The organism is Pseudomonas sp. G11, from assembly GCF_029457515.1.
Taxonomy (GTDB): domain Bacteria; phylum Pseudomonadota; class Gammaproteobacteria; order Pseudomonadales; family Pseudomonadaceae; genus Aquipseudomonas; species Aquipseudomonas gorinensis.
In genome coordinates this window covers 5,037,784-5,053,816 of the sequence record NZ_CP120377.1, presented here as the reverse complement: position 1 = coordinate 5,053,816, position 16,033 = coordinate 5,037,784, and the positions used below count along the sequence as shown (strand labels likewise).

The 16,033-nt window shown below is 61.8% G+C and carries 15 protein-coding genes; 10 read left to right on the top strand and 5 right to left on the bottom strand.

Features of this window, described 5'->3' with window-relative positions:
* The first annotated feature begins 2 nt into the window (after window positions 1-2).
* The 10 genes from P2T68_RS23145 to fabI all read left to right on the top strand — a co-directional run bounded on the left by P2T68_RS23145 (window position 3) and on the right by fabI (window position 8,095).
* Complete coding sequence (locus tag P2T68_RS23145) at window positions 3-1,157, top strand: pyridoxal phosphate-dependent aminotransferase family protein (RefSeq protein ID WP_024074744.1); 1,155 nt, start codon at window positions 3-5, stop codon at window positions 1,155-1,157.
* Window positions 1,158-1,239: 82 nt separating this feature from the next.
* Window positions 1,240-1,968 carry a hypothetical protein gene (locus P2T68_RS23140; RefSeq protein WP_144113499.1) on the top strand — a complete coding sequence of 243 codons (729 nt, stop codon included), beginning with the start codon at window positions 1,240-1,242 and terminating at the stop codon, window positions 1,966-1,968.
* Window positions 1,965-2,537 (top strand): histidine phosphatase family protein, encoded by a 573-nt coding sequence (locus P2T68_RS23135; protein ID WP_024074746.1) that lies wholly within the window; start codon window positions 1,965-1,967, stop codon window positions 2,535-2,537. The genes P2T68_RS23140 and P2T68_RS23135 overlap by 4 nt, the downstream gene beginning before the upstream one ends.
* 16 nt (window positions 2,538-2,553) lie before the next feature.
* Window positions 2,554-3,459 (top strand): NAD-dependent epimerase/dehydratase family protein, encoded by a 906-nt coding sequence (locus tag P2T68_RS23130; protein WP_277378339.1) that lies wholly within the window; start codon window positions 2,554-2,556, stop codon window positions 3,457-3,459.
* Entirely contained in the window at window positions 3,440-4,054 is a 615-nt protein-coding gene (locus P2T68_RS23125) for an isoprenylcysteine carboxylmethyltransferase family protein (RefSeq protein WP_277378338.1), read from the top strand. Before P2T68_RS23130 ends, P2T68_RS23125 begins: the two co-directional genes overlap by 20 nt.
* 24 nt (window positions 4,055-4,078) lie before the next feature.
* A complete protein-coding gene (locus P2T68_RS23120; RefSeq protein WP_024074749.1) occupies window positions 4,079-4,333 on the top strand; it encodes an acyl carrier protein in 255 nt (84 codons plus the stop codon).
* Entirely contained in the window at window positions 4,330-5,541 is a 1,212-nt protein-coding gene (locus P2T68_RS23115) for a beta-ketoacyl-[acyl-carrier-protein] synthase family protein (RefSeq protein ID WP_081730323.1), read from the top strand. The genes P2T68_RS23120 and P2T68_RS23115 overlap by 4 nt, the downstream gene beginning before the upstream one ends.
* The gene (locus P2T68_RS23110; protein ID WP_168233304.1) at window positions 5,538-6,572 is read left to right on the top strand and encodes a hypothetical protein; all 1,035 of its coding nucleotides are present in this window, start codon (window positions 5,538-5,540) and stop codon (window positions 6,570-6,572) included. The genes P2T68_RS23115 and P2T68_RS23110 overlap by 4 nt, the downstream gene beginning before the upstream one ends.
* The gene (locus P2T68_RS23105) at window positions 6,569-7,273 is read left to right on the top strand and encodes a lysophospholipid acyltransferase family protein (RefSeq protein ID WP_024074752.1); all 705 of its coding nucleotides are present in this window, start codon (window positions 6,569-6,571) and stop codon (window positions 7,271-7,273) included. The genes P2T68_RS23110 and P2T68_RS23105 overlap by 4 nt, the downstream gene beginning before the upstream one ends.
* Before the next feature lie 36 nt (window positions 7,274-7,309).
* Window positions 7,310-8,095 carry an enoyl-ACP reductase FabI gene (fabI, locus tag P2T68_RS23100; protein ID WP_277378337.1) on the top strand — a complete coding sequence of 262 codons (786 nt, stop codon included), beginning with the start codon at window positions 7,310-7,312 and terminating at the stop codon, window positions 8,093-8,095.
* Between the two features lie 141 nt (window positions 8,096-8,236).
* Here the strand turns inward: fabI and P2T68_RS23095 are convergent, their stop codons facing one another.
* The 5 genes from P2T68_RS23095 to P2T68_RS23075 all read right to left on the bottom strand — a co-directional run bounded on the left by P2T68_RS23095 (window position 8,237) and on the right by P2T68_RS23075 (window position 15,798).
* Entirely contained in the window at window positions 8,237-10,645 is a 2,409-nt protein-coding gene (locus tag P2T68_RS23095) for a glucose/quinate/shikimate family membrane-bound PQQ-dependent dehydrogenase (RefSeq protein WP_277378335.1), read from the bottom strand.
* A 209-nt stretch (window positions 10,646-10,854) separates the two neighbouring features.
* The gene (locus tag P2T68_RS23090) at window positions 10,855-11,742 is read right to left on the bottom strand and encodes a proline iminopeptidase-family hydrolase (protein ID WP_069075727.1); all 888 of its coding nucleotides are present in this window, start codon (window positions 11,740-11,742) and stop codon (window positions 10,855-10,857) included.
* Window positions 11,743-11,823: 81 nt separating this feature from the next.
* Complete coding sequence (locus P2T68_RS23085; RefSeq protein WP_024074756.1) at window positions 11,824-12,582, bottom strand: autoinducer binding domain-containing protein; 759 nt, start codon at window positions 12,580-12,582, stop codon at window positions 11,824-11,826.
* A gap of 239 nt (window positions 12,583-12,821) precedes the next feature.
* A complete protein-coding gene (locus tag P2T68_RS23080) occupies window positions 12,822-14,765 on the bottom strand; it encodes a methyl-accepting chemotaxis protein (protein WP_024074757.1) in 1,944 nt (647 codons plus the stop codon).
* Between the two features lie 142 nt (window positions 14,766-14,907).
* The gene (locus P2T68_RS23075) at window positions 14,908-15,798 is read right to left on the bottom strand and encodes a bestrophin family ion channel (RefSeq protein ID WP_069075729.1); all 891 of its coding nucleotides are present in this window, start codon (window positions 15,796-15,798) and stop codon (window positions 14,908-14,910) included.
* Window positions 15,799-16,033 lie beyond the last annotated feature (235 nt).

Below are 16,033 nucleotides of genomic sequence, written 5' to 3'. Positions count from 1 at the left end.
TTATGCGCATAGATGACGTCGCCTTCAAATCGAAAGAGTTGGGTTATTACACCTACTTCCCTAAAGTGCGTTCGGCCTGTGGTCGCGACATGACCCTCGCCGACGGGCGCACGCTGTTGAACTTTGCGTCGTGTGATTACTTGGGGTTGTCCAATAACGAACGTATGAAAGAGTCGGCCATCGCGGCCATTCGCGAGTACGGTTCGAACATCGGCGGGCCGATGATTTTCAGTGGTTTTACTGAATACCACGAGCGCTTGCAAAACCGTTACCGTGATTTGTTCGGTGGTCGCACCACGCTGATGTTTACCACGTCGTACCAAGCGAACTTCGGGGTGATCCCCTTGGCCGCTGAGCGTGCCGATCTGATTTTGCTGGACAAGCTGTCCCATGTCTCGATCTGGGACGGCGTGAAGCTATCGGGTTGCCCGTTCAGGGCCTACAGCCACGGCGACGTGGAGATGCTCGGGCAGTTGGTGCAGCTCAACCAGGACAAGAAAATCCTGATCATCAGCGACGGCGTGTTTTCCGCCGACGGGGATGTGGCCGATCTTGCCGCCATCGTGGCGTTGAAGCAGGTGCATCCGCAACTCGAAATCTACATCGACGATGCACACGGCGTGGGGATGTTGGGCGACTCCGGTCAGGGCGCCTGTGAGTCGGCGGGGGTCGCCGCGCAGGTTGACTACATTGTCGGCACCATGAGCAAGGCGTTCGGCTCTTCCGGTGGGTTCGTGGTGTTCAAGGACGAGGCGTTCGCCGAACGGGTGCGGTTCCGTTGCCCGACCTATAACGCTTCGCGCTCGGTGTCGCCGGGTGTCGCTTCGGCATCGTGCACCGCGCTCGAGATCAATGCCACGCAGGGCGCCGAACGCCGCCAGGCACTGGCTGAACTGACACGCTACACCCACGAACAACTGAGCGCCCTGGGCGTGGACAAACTCAGCTCGCGGACGGCGGTGATTCCCGTGGTGTTCAAGGACCCGATGGAGGCCGCACGGGTCAATGCCGAGCTGGTTGACCAAGGCATCATGGGGTCGCTGTTTGTGCCGCCCTTCGTACCCAACCATCAGTCCCGGATCAGGCTGTGCCTGACGTACAACCACACGGTGGCCGATGTGGATTACTGCATTACAGCCCTGCGCAGCGTGATCTGAGACCGCCGTCGGTTCCCCAATGCCAGCGGGCGCCTGCGTCCGCTGTTTAATCCGTCAACGAAGTGGTAATGAAATGGTTCAGGTGGCTTCGGCTCTGTTGGGCATCGTGCTTTTCTATTTTGTGTTGTGTAAAGGCCTGGGACTGTTGGTGCTCAACCGAGGCGTGCGGGTGAACTACACACGAAAAGTCGGGCACTTTGCGATGTTCCTGCTGCCCAGCCTGTTTTTCGCCTTGTTCAATATTCAAAGCACCCATGAGCGCTTGCTGCTGTCGATGGTGTCGACTGCCATCCTGTTCCTGGCGATGTGTGGATGGTCTCGTCGTCGGTCCCTCACCGCCCAACATATGTTTGCCAGTATTGATCGCCCGGAAGACTCGCCGCACACCCTTTCCTGGTTGGTGAGCCAGACCGTGGCGGGGTTGTTCGTGCTGTGGGTGACCCAGTATTGCTGGTTGGCGCTCGGGGTACCGGTGGAGTTGATATACATCACGATCCTGGCCACCACCTTCGGTGACGGGCTGGCAGAGCCGGTGGGTGTCCGTTTTGGTAAGCACGAGTACGTTGCGAAAGGCTTTTTTGTCGATAAGAAATTCAAGCGAACCCTTGAAGGGTCGGCCACTGTGTTTGTGATGTCGATGGTGTTTTGCGTGGCGTTCGAGCAGTACTTTTCAGCGGGACAGTTTTTCCTGCTCTGCGCCGTGTTCCCACTTGCACTGACGCTGACGGAAGCCAAATCCCCGCACACCTGGGATACGCCGTTTCTGTTCCTGGTCGGTAACGCCATCGTGACGGGGGTGTACCTGCTGTGATTTATCTGATTCGCCATGCCTCACCCAAGGTCGACTATTCGCGCTGCGGTGCCGCACTGGCCAAAGTCCGCCTGGATGAATACAACCACACCGCCCTGATCGAAGAAGACGAAATCAGCGGCTTCTTGAACCGTACGCCGTTGTCGCAGCCGCTATTGAGCGCCGAGGCCACCATCTTGTCTTCACCCGTCAACCGGGCCTATGCCACGGCGTGCCGGTTGTTCGATGCGCAGCGTGTCCAGCGGGACAGCCGCTTGCACGAGTACGACCTGCGCTTGAGCGCCATTCCCTGGGTGACGATGGGCTTGCGGCAATGGTTCGCCCTGCATCGGGTGGCCTGGCTGCTGGGCATTTCATTGGGCGCGGCCTCCCGCAAGGACGAGTACCGTCGAGCGGCCGCGGTCGCCGACGAGCTCTATGCCGCCAGCACCGAGGCGGGCAAGACCGTGGTCGTCGTGTCCCACGGCATGTTCCTGCGATCGGTGCGCCAGCGCCTGCAAAAGCAGGGTATGCAGGCGCATACGGTTTATCGCTCAGGGTGTTTCACGGTCGAAACCTTAACCCCATGAAAGGGATTGCGTGCACGTGAAGAAGATACTGCTGTTAGGCGCCAGTGGGTTTATCGGACGAGGGGTCTACGAACGCCTTGACCCATTGCCGGGGATTGACGTTATCCGCCATTCGCGTTCGCCCAGGGCGGGGTACACGGCGTGCGAAATCGGCTCGCCGGCATTCGATACGCTGGTCGACGAGTGTGATTGCATTGTCAATTGCACCGGCATCGGGCTTAGCCGCCTGGGCACGGCCGGCGCCAGTAACAAAGCCCTTACCGAGCAGATACTGGCCGCGATCAAACCCGGTGCCACGGGCAAGAAACCATTCTTTCATTTGAGCAGCGTCAAAGCCCACAACCCAGAGCAACGAGTGGATGCCTACGCCGATGACAAGTACGCGGCCGAGCAGGTGATTCACCTCAATAGCGACAAAGTGCAGGGCGTGATATTGCGCGTGCCGACGGTACTGGGGCGGCATGACAAGAACCTGCTGCCGATGATTTCGATGTGCCGGTTGAAGCTGCTGCCGAAGGTCACCGGCCAACTTCCGGCCCTGCATGTGATTGGGGTGGAGAGTATTGCCACCTGCATTATCCAATGGTTGGCGCGCGTGCCTGACCCGGCACTGCACACGTATTACCTGCTCAGTGACCGCACGGTGACATACAACGATCTGGTGGGCGAAGTGTATGCCCGCTTGCAACCACTGACGCGCAGTGCCCGGTTACGTTCGGTCAGCGTGCACGGGTTGGCCAAGGTCTACAAAGTGCTGACGTTCATGGACCGGTTCAGGCGCGGGCGCAAGCTGTTTCCATGGGCGCGCTTCAATGATCTGTTTGTCTGCCCTTGGCACATCGAAAGCGGTGTAGACGTGATCCAGACCCCGCTCAGGGTGTCGGCGTTGATAGGAGACTACTTTGAAAACGCTCAGGGTTGATGTGGCGTTAAGCCTGCTGACGCCGTTGGCATGTGCATCGGCGGTCCTCATGTATTACGCCGACCTGACATTCGTGGTGCCAATCTTCATGGCCAGTGTCCTGCTGCTGGCAGAGCTGTATTTTCTCCAGGAAACCGACAGCGACAGCACCTTCGATAAAGGCATCAAGAGCGGCTTCATGGTGTCCTGTGCCATATCGATCGTCATGTTGTTGCAGTTGCTGATGCGCAGCGATGTGCTGTTGCACCTTGTCGGCTCGTTGCTGATCGCCGGTGGGATCGGTTTGCGTGCCCATGGAAAGATCGTCCTGGGGCGGCACTTTTCCCACTCGCTGCGGGTCCTTGCCGATCATCAGTTGGTCAAGGTCGGCGCCTTCAAATACATCCGGCATCCGGCGTATCTGGGCACGTTGCTGATCGTGACCGGCTTTGCCTTGTACACGAGTATCTACGCGGCACTGGTCATCTTTTTTTTGGCACTTGCGTTGATTCTCAAGCGCGTGAGTCAAGAGGAGAAAATGCTGCTGGGGTATTTCGGTGCCGCCTACAGGCAGTACCAGTTCGATAGTTTCAAAGTCATCCCGTTTGTTATCTGACTCGGTTATTTAAAAGGAGCGTTTATGAACACTGTGCATGAAGCAAAAATCAAGCAGATCGTCGCCAAGGTATTGGGGGTCAATGCCGAGGAGATTCGCAACCACGAAAACTTTGTCGAGGCGTATGGTGCCGATTCAATGTCAGGCATAGAAATCCTGGCGGGGATCGAGGGGGCTTTCCAGGTGCGCGTCGATGAAGCCTATCTGCCGCAGATCATCAGTGTGGATTCCATTCTCGGGTTTATCCACGAGACCTTGCCTGCGGCCGAGTGTGCATGATGAACGCCGACAAGGGCAGGAGGGTGGTGGTCACGGGGCTGGGGCCGGTCAGTCCGATCGGCATCGGCAAAGCCGCGTTTTTCCAAGCGTTGAAAGCCGGGGTCAATGGCTCGGCGCCGCTTTGCAAAATCGACACCGACCGGTTCGAGCGCAAATACGGCTGTGAAGTGAAAGCGCCGGTCGGCCCCTTGATCCCGAATTTTGCCGCCTTCGCGCACGCCGGGGCTGCCAGCCATTTTGCCCTTGCCGCCACTGAACTGGCGCTGGCCGACGCGGGTATCGAGCGCGCCGCAATTCGCGGCCAGCGCGTCAATTGTTATTTCGGCACCACCTATGGCGAGTCTGATCGGATCGACAGCATGGTGACGGCCATGGCCGACCCCCAGTCGGACCCACAGCCGTCAGTCGACCCGGTGTTTGCCTCTGAAATCAGCCGTGATGTGCTCCGGTCAATCGGTTCGACCGGTGAGTCACTCACCATCGGCAACGCCTGCTCGGCCAGCAACACCGCGCTGATCTTTGGCTACGAGGCTATCCAGGCCGGGGACTGCGATATTGCCGTGTGCGGTGGCAGTGACGCGGTCTACAAGGCCACCTTCGCCACCTTCCATCGCTTGGGCAGCATGACCGACAAAGACTGCACGCCGTTCAATACCGGGCGTAAAGGCGTGCTGACCGCCGAAGGTGGCAGTGCCCTGGTGCTTGAGGATTACGAGCGGGCGCTGCGTCGGGGTGCGCCGATCTATGGGGAAGTGCTGGGGTTTTCGATGAACTGCGATGCCGACCATATGGTCAGGCTCAATCACCAGCGTGTCGGCGAGTGTCTGCAGGCGGCGCTGGCCAAGGCGGCAGTGGCGCCGGCTGAGGTGGGGTATATCTGTGCCCACGGCACTGGCACCGTGGCCAATGACAGCAACGAATATCAGGCCATCGAAGCGGTCTTCGGCGCGTCGCCGCCGCCGGTGAGTTCGATCAAGTCCATGATGGGCCACAGCATGGGCGCCGCGGCCGGCTTTGGCGCGATTGCCTGCATGCTGGCGCTGAGCGAGGGGCTGCCGCCGACGATCAATGTCACCGAGCAGGACCCGCACATCCCTCTTGATGTGGTTGCCCAGGGGTTCCGGGCGGGCAAGGTCGATGTGGTGGTCAACAACGCTTTCGCTTTTGGCGGGAATAATTCAATTCTGGTATTCGGTAATTTGAAATGACGGGCGACGCTATCGTTGGATTGATCCTGCGTGATTGGGTCATGTTGCAAATGCCCGGTGAGTTCGAGCACGGCGGCGTCGAATTGAACCGGGGCACCCGGCCTGCGTGGGACTTGGCCGCTGGCGAGCTGGTAGGCGGGCGTGAGCTGAAGAACTTCGACCGCCAAGCCTTGTTGCTGCTGGCGGCGATGGCGCTGGTCAACGATGACAACCACGGTGACACCCTGGTGCGCTCGGCCCTTATCGGTGCGACGGCCAATGGCTCCATCGACAGCGTCATTCAGTTGATCAAGGAATCCAACGACAACCGCTTTGCCTTTCAGGTCAACCCGGCGCAGATCCCCAATACCGTGATCAATTCGTCGTTGGGTCAATTGGCGATCAAATACGGCATCAAGGGCGCGAACGTCTCGTTGTGCGCAAAGGAGCTGAGTTTCTACAGCGCCTTGGTTCAAGCCTTGAGGATTGCCCGGCGCGGCGACTCGGAGCGTCTCTACGCCACGGCGCTGGAAACCTTCAGCGGTGAGTTTGGCAAGCGCTACCTGCGCGCGATTGAACGGCCCGCCGAAGAACGGCCGGACACCGCGGCGGTGTTCAGCTTCGAGGCCAGTACCGACACGCAGGCGCCCGGGCTCGTCGTGCGCGCTTGTGTCACCGGGCGACTGCTCGCCGCCGACCCGGCCAGCCTGGGCGAGCTGATACGTGGGTGTCTGGCAGGGCAGGGCGTTGAACCGGCGGAGTGGCGCGTGAGCCTGGCCGCACCGGATGCCTGGCCGGCGACCTGCGTGGCGTTGAGCGACGCCCTGGGTATGCCGGTCGACAGGCTGGACCGGGCCAAGGCGCTGAGTTTGTCCCTGGTCGGCGCCTATCAATTGGCGCACCTGGCCAAAAGCATTCCGGCGCAAGGCGGTGGGGTGATGGCCTGTGTGGATGAAGAAGGTTTTTATGGCGTTGCACTGATTCAGCGTAACGCTTTTCAAGCGGCTGCGTTAACCGCGCCCAATCATTCGAGTCAAGCGGGTAGCTTATGATTGCGTTAGCCAGGGGGCTGTTGGTGTTGGTGTTGATCGTGTTGAGCTTTCCGTTCCTGTGCCTCTACATGTTGATCAACCCCTCGAAGAATAGAAACCTCTACGTGGCCTGTCGGGCCTACGCGGTGATCAATAAGATCTTCTCGGTGCGCGTGGATGTACGTGGTTTTGACAGCATCCCCACGACGCGTCCGTATATCTACGTGGCCAACCACCAATGCAACTATGACGTGTTGATCGTGGCGCAGGCGCTCAACCCCGGCACCGTGATCGTGGGTAAGAAATCCCTCAAATGGTTGCCGCTGGTAGGGCAGTTGTATTGGCTGACCGGCAGCCTGTTCATTGATCGCAACAGCCCACGGGCGTCCATCCAGAGTTTGCGCAAGATCGCCAAGCGGGTTGTGGCCGACAATACATCGCTGTGGATCTTCCCCGAAGGCACGCGAAACCATGGCGGCCAGATGCTGCCGTTCAAGACCGGGGCCTTTCGGATTGCCAAGGATATGGGGGTGGGGATCATTCCCGTCACGATCAGCCCGGCGGTCAATCATATTGCCTACAACGCCTTGCGCAGTACCCACGTCAGCATCGTCGCCCACCCGCCCATCGAAGCCGATGAGGTGGCGGCGATGAGCGCCAAGCAGCTGGCCAATCACGCCCGCGAGATTATCAACAACGCGCTGCCTGTGGTTCAGCCATAGCGAGCCGCGGTCGTATCGCACAGCAAGGAGCACACAATGGGGTTTCTCACGGGTAAGCGCGTGCTGATCGTTGGCGTGGCCAGCCGCTTGTCGATTGCGTCAGGCATTGCCCAAGCGATGCATCGCGAGGGCGCCGAGCTGGCGTTCACGTATCAGAATGAAAAGTTCAAGGGGCGCGTGCAGGCGCTCGCCGCGCAATGGGGCACCGACGCGGCCCTGTGCGTGCCCTGCGATGTGGCGAGCGATGATGAAATTGCGCAGGTGTTCGAGCATTTGCGCCAACACTGGGACGCGCTCGATTGCATCGTGCATTGCGTGGGCTTCGCGCCGCTTGAGCAACTTGACGGTGACTTCACTGAGGTCACTACCCGCGAAGGGTTTCGCAGTGCCCACGATATCAGTGCGTACAGCCTGGTGGCATTGGCTAAAGCCGGGCGGGCAATGATGCGCGGCCGCCAGGGTAATGTGCTGACGCTGTCTTATCTGGGGGCTGAGCGCACGATGCCAAACTACAACGTCATGGGCATGGCCAAGGCCAGCCTGGAGGCTGGCGTGCGCTACCTGGCCAGCAGCCTGGGGGCCGAAGGTACCCGCGTGAATGCCATCTCGGCGGGACCGATCCGCACCCTGGCCGCGTCGGGCATCAAGAACTTCCGTGCCATGCTGAGCACCAGCGAAGCCCAGGCGCCGTTGCGGCGCAATGTCACCATCGACGAGGTCGGCAACGCTGGCGCCTTCCTGTGCTCCGACCTGGCGTCCGGCATCAGCGGTGAAATCCTGTATGTGGATGCTGGCTTCAACACCACCGCCATGGGCGGGTGAAGCGAGTCAGGACGTCGCCTTGACCTGCGGCCCGAGTCTCAGGCCCGGCAGCAGGCGCCCAAGCCGGGGCTCGGGTCAGCCTGCGGTCATGGAGGCTTGCCGGCGCACAGCGCGGTGCCTGGGCACCGCGCCAAGGGCGGGTTAGGGCAGGGCGTAGGCGATCACATAGTCGCCACGGTCGGTGGACTGGCGTGCGCCGCCGGCGGTGATCACGATGTATTGCTTGCCGGTTTTTGGCGAGACATAGGTCATCGGGCCGCCCTGGCTGCCGACCGGGAGGCGGGCTTTCCAGATTTCATCACCGTTGCCGCTGTTGAATGCGCGCAGGTAGAAGTCCTGGGTACCGGCGATAAAGATCAGGCCGCCCTGGGTCGACAAGGTGCCGCCGAGGGTCGGCAGGCCGATCTTGATCGGCATGTGCATGCGAATGCCCAGGGGGCCGGTGTCTTCAACGGTGCCGACCGGCACTTGCCAGGCGATCTTCTGGGTCTTCATGTCGATGGCGGTCAGGGTGCCGAACGGCGGCGCCTGGCATGGGATGCCGGCCACCGACAGGAAGCGGTTTTTGTTCACCGCATACGGCGTGCCCTTGAGCGGCACGGCGCCCATGCCGGTGTTCAGCGCTTCGCCACCGGAGGTGGCCTGGGCCTTGTTCTGTGACGGCACCATCTGGATCCACAGGCCCAGGCGCATGTCGTTGACGAAGATAAAGCCATGGACCGGGTCGGTGGAAAGGCTGCCCCAGTTCATGCCGCCCAGGGAGCCCGGAAAACTCAGGGATTTATCCGTGCCTGGCGCGGTGTACAGGCCGTCGTAGCGCATGCCCTTGAAATCGATGCGGCACAGCAGTTGGTCAAACGGGGTGGCCCCCCACATGTCCGACTCGGTCAGGGTTTGCGCGCCGATCTGCGGCATGCCCAGCGACTTTGGCTGGGTCAGCGCGTACGGTTCGTTGGGGATATTGGCGGCCTTGACCGGTACTTCTTTCACCTCGGTCAGCGGTTGGCCGGTGGCGCGGTCGAGGACATAGATCTGCCCGGCCTTGGTGCCGATCACCACCGCCGGTACCGCCTTGTCGCTGCCGGGCGGGGTGAAGTCGATCAGGCTCGGTTGCATCGGCAGGTCGAAGTCCCACAGGTCGTTGTGGACGGTCTGGTAGACCCACTTTTCCTCGCCGGTGGAGGCGTCCAGCGCCAGCACGGAGGCACCGTATCTGTGGTTGAGTGGGGTACGTTCCACGCCGTATAGGTCGGTGGACGAACTGCCCATCGGCAAGAACACGGTATTCATCAATGGGTCGTAGGACATCGGTGCCCAGCTGTTCGGCGTGCTGCGCACATAGGTGCTGCCCGCTGCCGGGGCGTTTTTGTCCTGCGGGTTGCCGGGGTCGAAGGCCCAGCGCATGTGCCCGCTGATCACATCGAAACCACGGATCACACCGCCGGGCATGTCGGTCTGCACGTTATCGGCGACGCGGCCGCCCACCACCACGGTGGTGCCGGCGATCAACGGCGCCGAGGACAGTTGGTAGTAGCTGTCCGGCACATTGCCCAGGCCGGCTTTCAAGTCCACCTGGCCGTGGTTGCCGAAGTCTTCGCAGAACTTGCCGGTGTCGGCATCGACCGCAATCAGGCGCGCATCAATGGTGTTGGTCAGCAAGCGTCGCTGGCATTGCGCACCCACCGCCACGCTGGCGGCCAGGATCGGCGAGCTGTGCGGCTGGGTCGGTTGGGCGATGGGCGCAGTGGCGTCAAAGTACGCCATGCCACGGCAACGCTGCCACACCGCCGATTTGGCGTTGATCTGGTTTTTCCACAGTTCTTTGCCGGTGTCGGCATCCAGGGCGATCAGGTTGTTGTGCGGGGTGCAGATAAACACCTTGTTGCCGATCTGCAGGGGCGTCAGTTGGTCTTCGGCGCCGTTGCCGTCACTGATGGCGATGTCGCCGGTGTGGTAGGTCCATGCCACTTTAAGTTTGTCGACGTTGTCGCGATTGATCTGGTCCAGCGCGGCGAAGCGGCTGCCGCCCTCGGTGTTGCCGTAGTGCGCCCAGTCTTTCTGTGCATCGGCCGGGTTGACCGGGGTGACGCCAGGGCCTGCACCGGTCGGCGCGACGCTGGGGTGCGCGACAAACATATTGCCTGCCGCCACTGCCACACCCACGGCCAACAGCGCAGCGACGCCATACGCGCCGCGTGCCGGTTTGCCGGCCAGCAGCGGGTAGACCAGCGCCACCACCACACCGATCACCGCAAACATGAACAGCCGCGAGAACAGTGGCCAGTACACCAGCCCCACATCCGCCACCGCCCATATGGCGGTGCCGACCAGGAAGGCGGCAAACAGCCAGGCACCCGCCGGTTTACGTGCGGCAATCAACAGGCCGGCAATCGCCATGGCCACGCCGCCGCTGAGGAAATACCAGGAACCGCCCAGGCTGACCAGTTTGACGCCACCGACAGCCAGGGCCGCGCCGAGCAAGGCGATGATCACGCCCAGGCCCAGCAGGAAGATTCTAGAGACGCCAGCGGCGCGCGATGCTCGTTTCATATCGACAAGACTCGAAGGTGAGAGGGCAAAGGCGTGATTTTAGCAACATAAGTAACCGGTTAGTACATTGTGCGCTGCAATATACTTTTACATGTAGGCGAACCCTGTGGGACAGGTGCCGGGTTTTCCGCGCGACCGCGATAGGTGGCGCACGCAATAACGCGGTCGCCGCCTTCGCGGGTTATCAGCGCTGTGCTCGCCTGGCCGCGCTACCGCTGCTGCTCAAGAAACCCAGCCACACAGGCCATGCATGCCTCACGCTCTTCGACATGGGGCATGTGGCTGGACTGCTCGAATATCTGCCACTGCGCATTGGCGATCCCGTCGGCAAATGGCTGCACCGTCGCGGGTGTCGCTTCATCGAAGCGTCCGGATATCAGCAGCGTGGGCACCTGGATGGACGCCAGGCGTTCGATGATGCTCCAGGTGCGCAGGCTGCCGATCACGTGAAACTCGGTGGGGCCGTTCATGGCGTGATAGACGGTGGGGTCTGCATCGATGGCCGCGAAGGTGCGCGCCACCTCGGCGGGCATCGGTTGGATGCGGCACACATGGCGCGCGTAGAACACATCGGAGGCGGCGCGGTACTCGGCGCTGTCGGTGGTGCCCGCGTCTTCGTGCCGTTGCAGGGTGGCTTGCACCTCGGCGGGCAGGGCCTGGCGCAGTTCCTTTGCCGCTTGGCACCACAGCGCCATGGACGCCGGGGAGTTGGCAATGATCAGCGCCTTGAGGCCAACCGGTTGGCGCACCGCATGCTCGGCGCCGAGCATGCCGCCCCAGGATTGGCCCAGCAGGGCGTAGTCACGAATGCCCAGGTGGGCGATCAGGTTGTTCAGTTCAGCCAGGAACAGTTCCACCGTCCAGAAATCGCTGGGCGCTTCGGGCAAGTGGGTCGAGCGGCCGTTGCCCAATTGGTCGTAGTGCACCACGGCGCGGCCGGTGGCGGCCAGGTCCTTGAAACTGTCGACATAGTCATGGGTACAGCCGGGGCCGCCGTGGGCAATGATCAAGGGCAGTCGCCCTGAGTTCAAATCCCCCGTGACCCGGAACCACGTCCGATGCTCACGGAAATCGGCATAACCTTCGCGTACTTGCATGCTGTGTACCTCCTTGGGGTTCAGTGAGGTACAGGCTAGTCAAAACGGTGGGCCAGGTGCACTGGCAAAAATGATAGGTTCTCAGACTTCGACCAGGCGGTAATGCAGCCCGCGCGCCACGGCTTCGACGCGATTGCGCGCGCCCAGCTTGCGCGCGGCGGCAACCAGGTGCAGGTTGACCGTGGCTTCGGAGCGGTGGAGGGTGGCGGCTATGCCTTTGGCTGACAGCCCCTTGGCCGAGTGTTGCAGGCACTCGCGTTCGCGGCGCGTGAGATGAATGTGGGTGCAGCAGCGTTCCGCCGGCGCCAGCAACTCACTGGCGCGGGCTTGGAACGTATGGGCCAGTACCAGCATCTCGCCGAGGTTGCGCTGGGCGTGTTGCTCGGCCTCCGCCGGGGCGCCGTCGACAAAGGCGGTCAGCGTGGCAAAGCCGCCATCGGGCAAGTGCAGCGGCACGGTCAGGCCGGTGCTCAGGCCATAGTCACAAATGTAGTGGGCCACCGGACGGTGGGCTTCGGTGAGGGCACCGTTCCAGTGAGTGTCGGTGCTGAACGACCAGGCGAACGGCGTGGTCCGTCGCGCTGCGCATTGCTGCACCGGGTCGATCTGGTAGTAGCCGCGCTCGCACCACTGCGCATGCATATCGCCCGGGGCATTCAACGCCTTGAATACCGACGGCGTGATCAGTGCGCCTTCATGGCTGACGGGGACTGGCGCGTAATCATAGATCAGCGTCTTGAACCCCAGCGGGTTGATGACTTGCAGGACATGGGCCAGGCACGCGTCAAGGCTGCTCAAGGGGGCGAGTTGCTCGCTGAATGTCATCAGGTCGGTATGCATGGCGCCTCCGGGCGGTGGGATGCTTGTTGTTGCAAGCAAACACTCTGCCAACGGCGAGGCGGGGCGCTTTTCACGTTGTGGGTGGCTGGCTTGCGCCATAGGCGCGGGTATTGTCGGAGGGGGGGATCAATGGCTGGCGTGCATGCGCGATGATGGTGCGCGGGGCGTCTTGCTGCTGCTTCATATGACTGCGGCCGGCTGGCGCGCCCGGCAAGGGGCGCGCCTATTGTTGCGGCAGGCTAGAACTTGAACCGCCCCACCAACCCCTTGAGCTGACCCGAAATATCCGTCAGCCGGCCGGACCCGGTCTGCGCCGAGTGAGCAAAGCCTTCCACCAGTTGCGCATCGGCATGGATCTGCGCGATGTGGCGGTTGATCTCCTCGGCCACCTGGTGCTGTTCCTCGGCCGCTGTAGCGATCTGGGTGTTCTGGTCGCGAATCGAGTCCACCGAGCCGAGGATCTTGTCGAAACTGTCGCGGGCCTGCTGGATACGTTCCACGCTGGTGTGCGACACCTGCAAGCTGCCTTGCATCTGCGCCGTCACTTCCTGGGTGCGACGGGCGAGGTTGCCCAGCAGGCTGTCGATCTCGCCGGTGGAGTCGGCGGTGCGTCGCGCCAGGGCGCGTACTTCGTCGGCCACCACGGCGAAACCACGGCCCTGGTCGCCGGCGCGCGCGGCTTCGATGGCGGCGTTGAGGGCCAGCAGGTTGGTTTGTTCGGCAATCGAACGGATGGTGTCGAGGATGGTGTTGATGTTCTGGCTGTCCTGCTCCAGCAACTGCATGGTCTGGGTCGACTTTTGCAGGTCTTCGCTGAGCTTGAGCACGCTGCCGGTGGCCTCGCCGATGTGTTGCTGGCCGTCGTGCACGTCGCGGTAGCCTTCGTCGGCACTGGCGGCGGCGGCGCTGCAAGAGCGCGCGACTTCGTTGGACGTGGCTACCATTTCGTTGAACGCGGTGCTCACCAACTCTACGGCTTCACGTTGGCGGCCGGCGGCCTGGTTCATGTTGTTGGCGACTTCGCTGGTGTCGGCGGCGGCGGTTTGCAGGTCGGAAGAGGCGTTGCCGATGCGCTGCACCAGTTGCGCGATCATGCTCAGGAACTGGTTGAACCAGCCGGCCAGGCTGGCGGTTTCATCCTTGCCTTGCACTTTGAGTTGGCGCGTCAGGTCGCCTTCACCTTCGGCGATTTCTTGCAGGCCGTCGGCGACCCCGCGAATCGGGCGCACGATCACACTGGCGAAGCTGGCGCCGACAATCGCGAAGATCACGGCCAAGGCCGCGGCAATGGCGACGATCAGCCAGGTCAAGCGCGTGGCGCCGGCCATCACTTCATCACGCTTGATCAAGCCGATAAAGCGCCAGCCCAGGTCTTTGGAGCTGACCACGTTGGCCATGTAGGGCACGCCGTCGATCTCGACCTGGGTCACGCCGTCGCCGCGCTTGGCCAGTTCGGCGTAGCTGGGGCCGAGGTCGGCCAGGGGCTTGAAGTTGTGCTTGGCGTCGCTGGGGTCTACCAGCACGTTACCGTTGGCTTCCACCAGCATCAGGTAGCCGCTGTCGCCCAGCTTGATGTTGCGCACCAGCTCGGTCAGTTGCTTGAGCGACACGTCCAACCCGACCACGCCGAGGATGTTACCGGTGGCGTCGGCGACGGTATGTACGGTGCCGATCAGCACCACGTCGTCCGGGGCCCAGTAATAAGCGCCCGTGCGCACGGTGGTGCCTGGCGCGGCGATGGCGGCCTTGTACCAGGGGCGCACGCGCGGGTCGTAGTTGTTCAGCTTGGTGTCGTCAGGCCAGCTGGCGTAGCCGCCATCGCTCAGGCCCAGGGACAGGTAGGCGGTGCTGGGATGGCTCTTGGCGAACTGGTCGAAAATCGCCAGCAGTTCTTTATTGGTCGGTGTCAGCGGGATTTGCGCGGCGTCGGCGCCCGCGTAGCTCTTGAGGTCCTTGGCCGCGACAACGCGCGGGTCCTTGGCCACAAAGTCGACGTTCTGGCTGATGCCGTCGAAAAACTGCTTCATGCCATTGTCGATCTGGCGGATTTCTCGGCCACTGCTGTCGAGGAAATTGGCCTGGGCCCCCTCGCGCACATTCAGTACAACCAGCACGGCCACCAGGACAACCGGCAGGCACGCGATGGCCGCAAACGCCCAGGTCAGCTTCTGCTTGATATTCATGACTTCTCCCGCGGGTATTTATAGTTTTGGCAAGGAAAAACGGTAGCGGTGAACGTCGCATGTGTTGTTATGAGGGGTGCGGCCCATGCGTACTCCCTCTCTATCGGCCGTGGGAGCACGCACTTTAGGGCGCAGGGGAGGCTTAGCCGATGCGATCGCCACCGAGGGCATCGCGCTGCATCGATTGCAGGTTTCTCTCGATGGTTTCGCAGATGGTTTCCATCTGGATCTGATGCTCACTGGAATGAAACGGGCTTTGCAGGTCGGTGCCGATGCGTTCGATGGCCAGCAGCATAAAACCCACCACGGTGGACGCCAGCGGCGTGAACCAACCCAGGGATTCCACCAGGCCCACCGGCACGATCAGGCAGAACAGCGAGATGAACAGGCGTGGGAAATACACGTAAGGGTAGGGCAGCGGCGTGTTGGCGATACGCTCCATGCCGCCCTGGGCGTTGGACAAGTCCACCAGGGTCGACTCCAACCGCGCCAAGCGAATGCTGTCCAGGTGCCCGGCCTTGTATTCCTTGGCCAGCAGGGCGGCCGAGCCGGTGAGGATGTCGTTGGCGAAGTTGTTGGTGGCGCCATTGCGGGCGAACTCCTCTGACGGGATAAACGCACGCACCTCGTCCGGGCACGGCAGGCCCTTGAGATGGGCTGCCAGGCAATTCACATAGGCCACATGGCGGCGCAGCAGGGTGGCTTTGACCGGGTTCACCTCGCCCTCCGGGTCATCCAGCAGGGTCAACACCTGCCGTGCAAAGCTGCGCGAATTGTTGACCATCGCCCCCCACAGCGTGCGGGCTTCCCACCAGCGGTTGTAGGCGCTGCTGTTGCGAAAACTGATCAGCACCACCAGGGCTGAGCCGAGCAGCGTCAGGGGCATCAGCGGCAGGTTGATCTTGGCGGTCAGGAACAGCATGAAATCCACGGTGACGGCGACGTCCCAGAGCAACAGCCAAAACAATGACCAGCCCACGTAGCCCATGGTCTTGATGACCAGGCGGTATTTCTTGGCGATAGCGGCTTTCAAACGAGGACCTCGCGGCGGCGGTAGGCAACAGTGCCTTAGCTCCGACGTCGCTGGGTGGGGAAGGTTCGCCTGTGGACGTGAAACGTTTAAGTCGTGGCGGCGGGGGCCGGCCTCTCGGCCTGGAGCTTTGGCACACCGTCCCTCCCACATTTGCCTCGCGTCAAACTTCCTACGTATCGATACAAAACGGTTACCTGAAAAATAGTGAATGAGAACAGATATCAAACGCGAATGA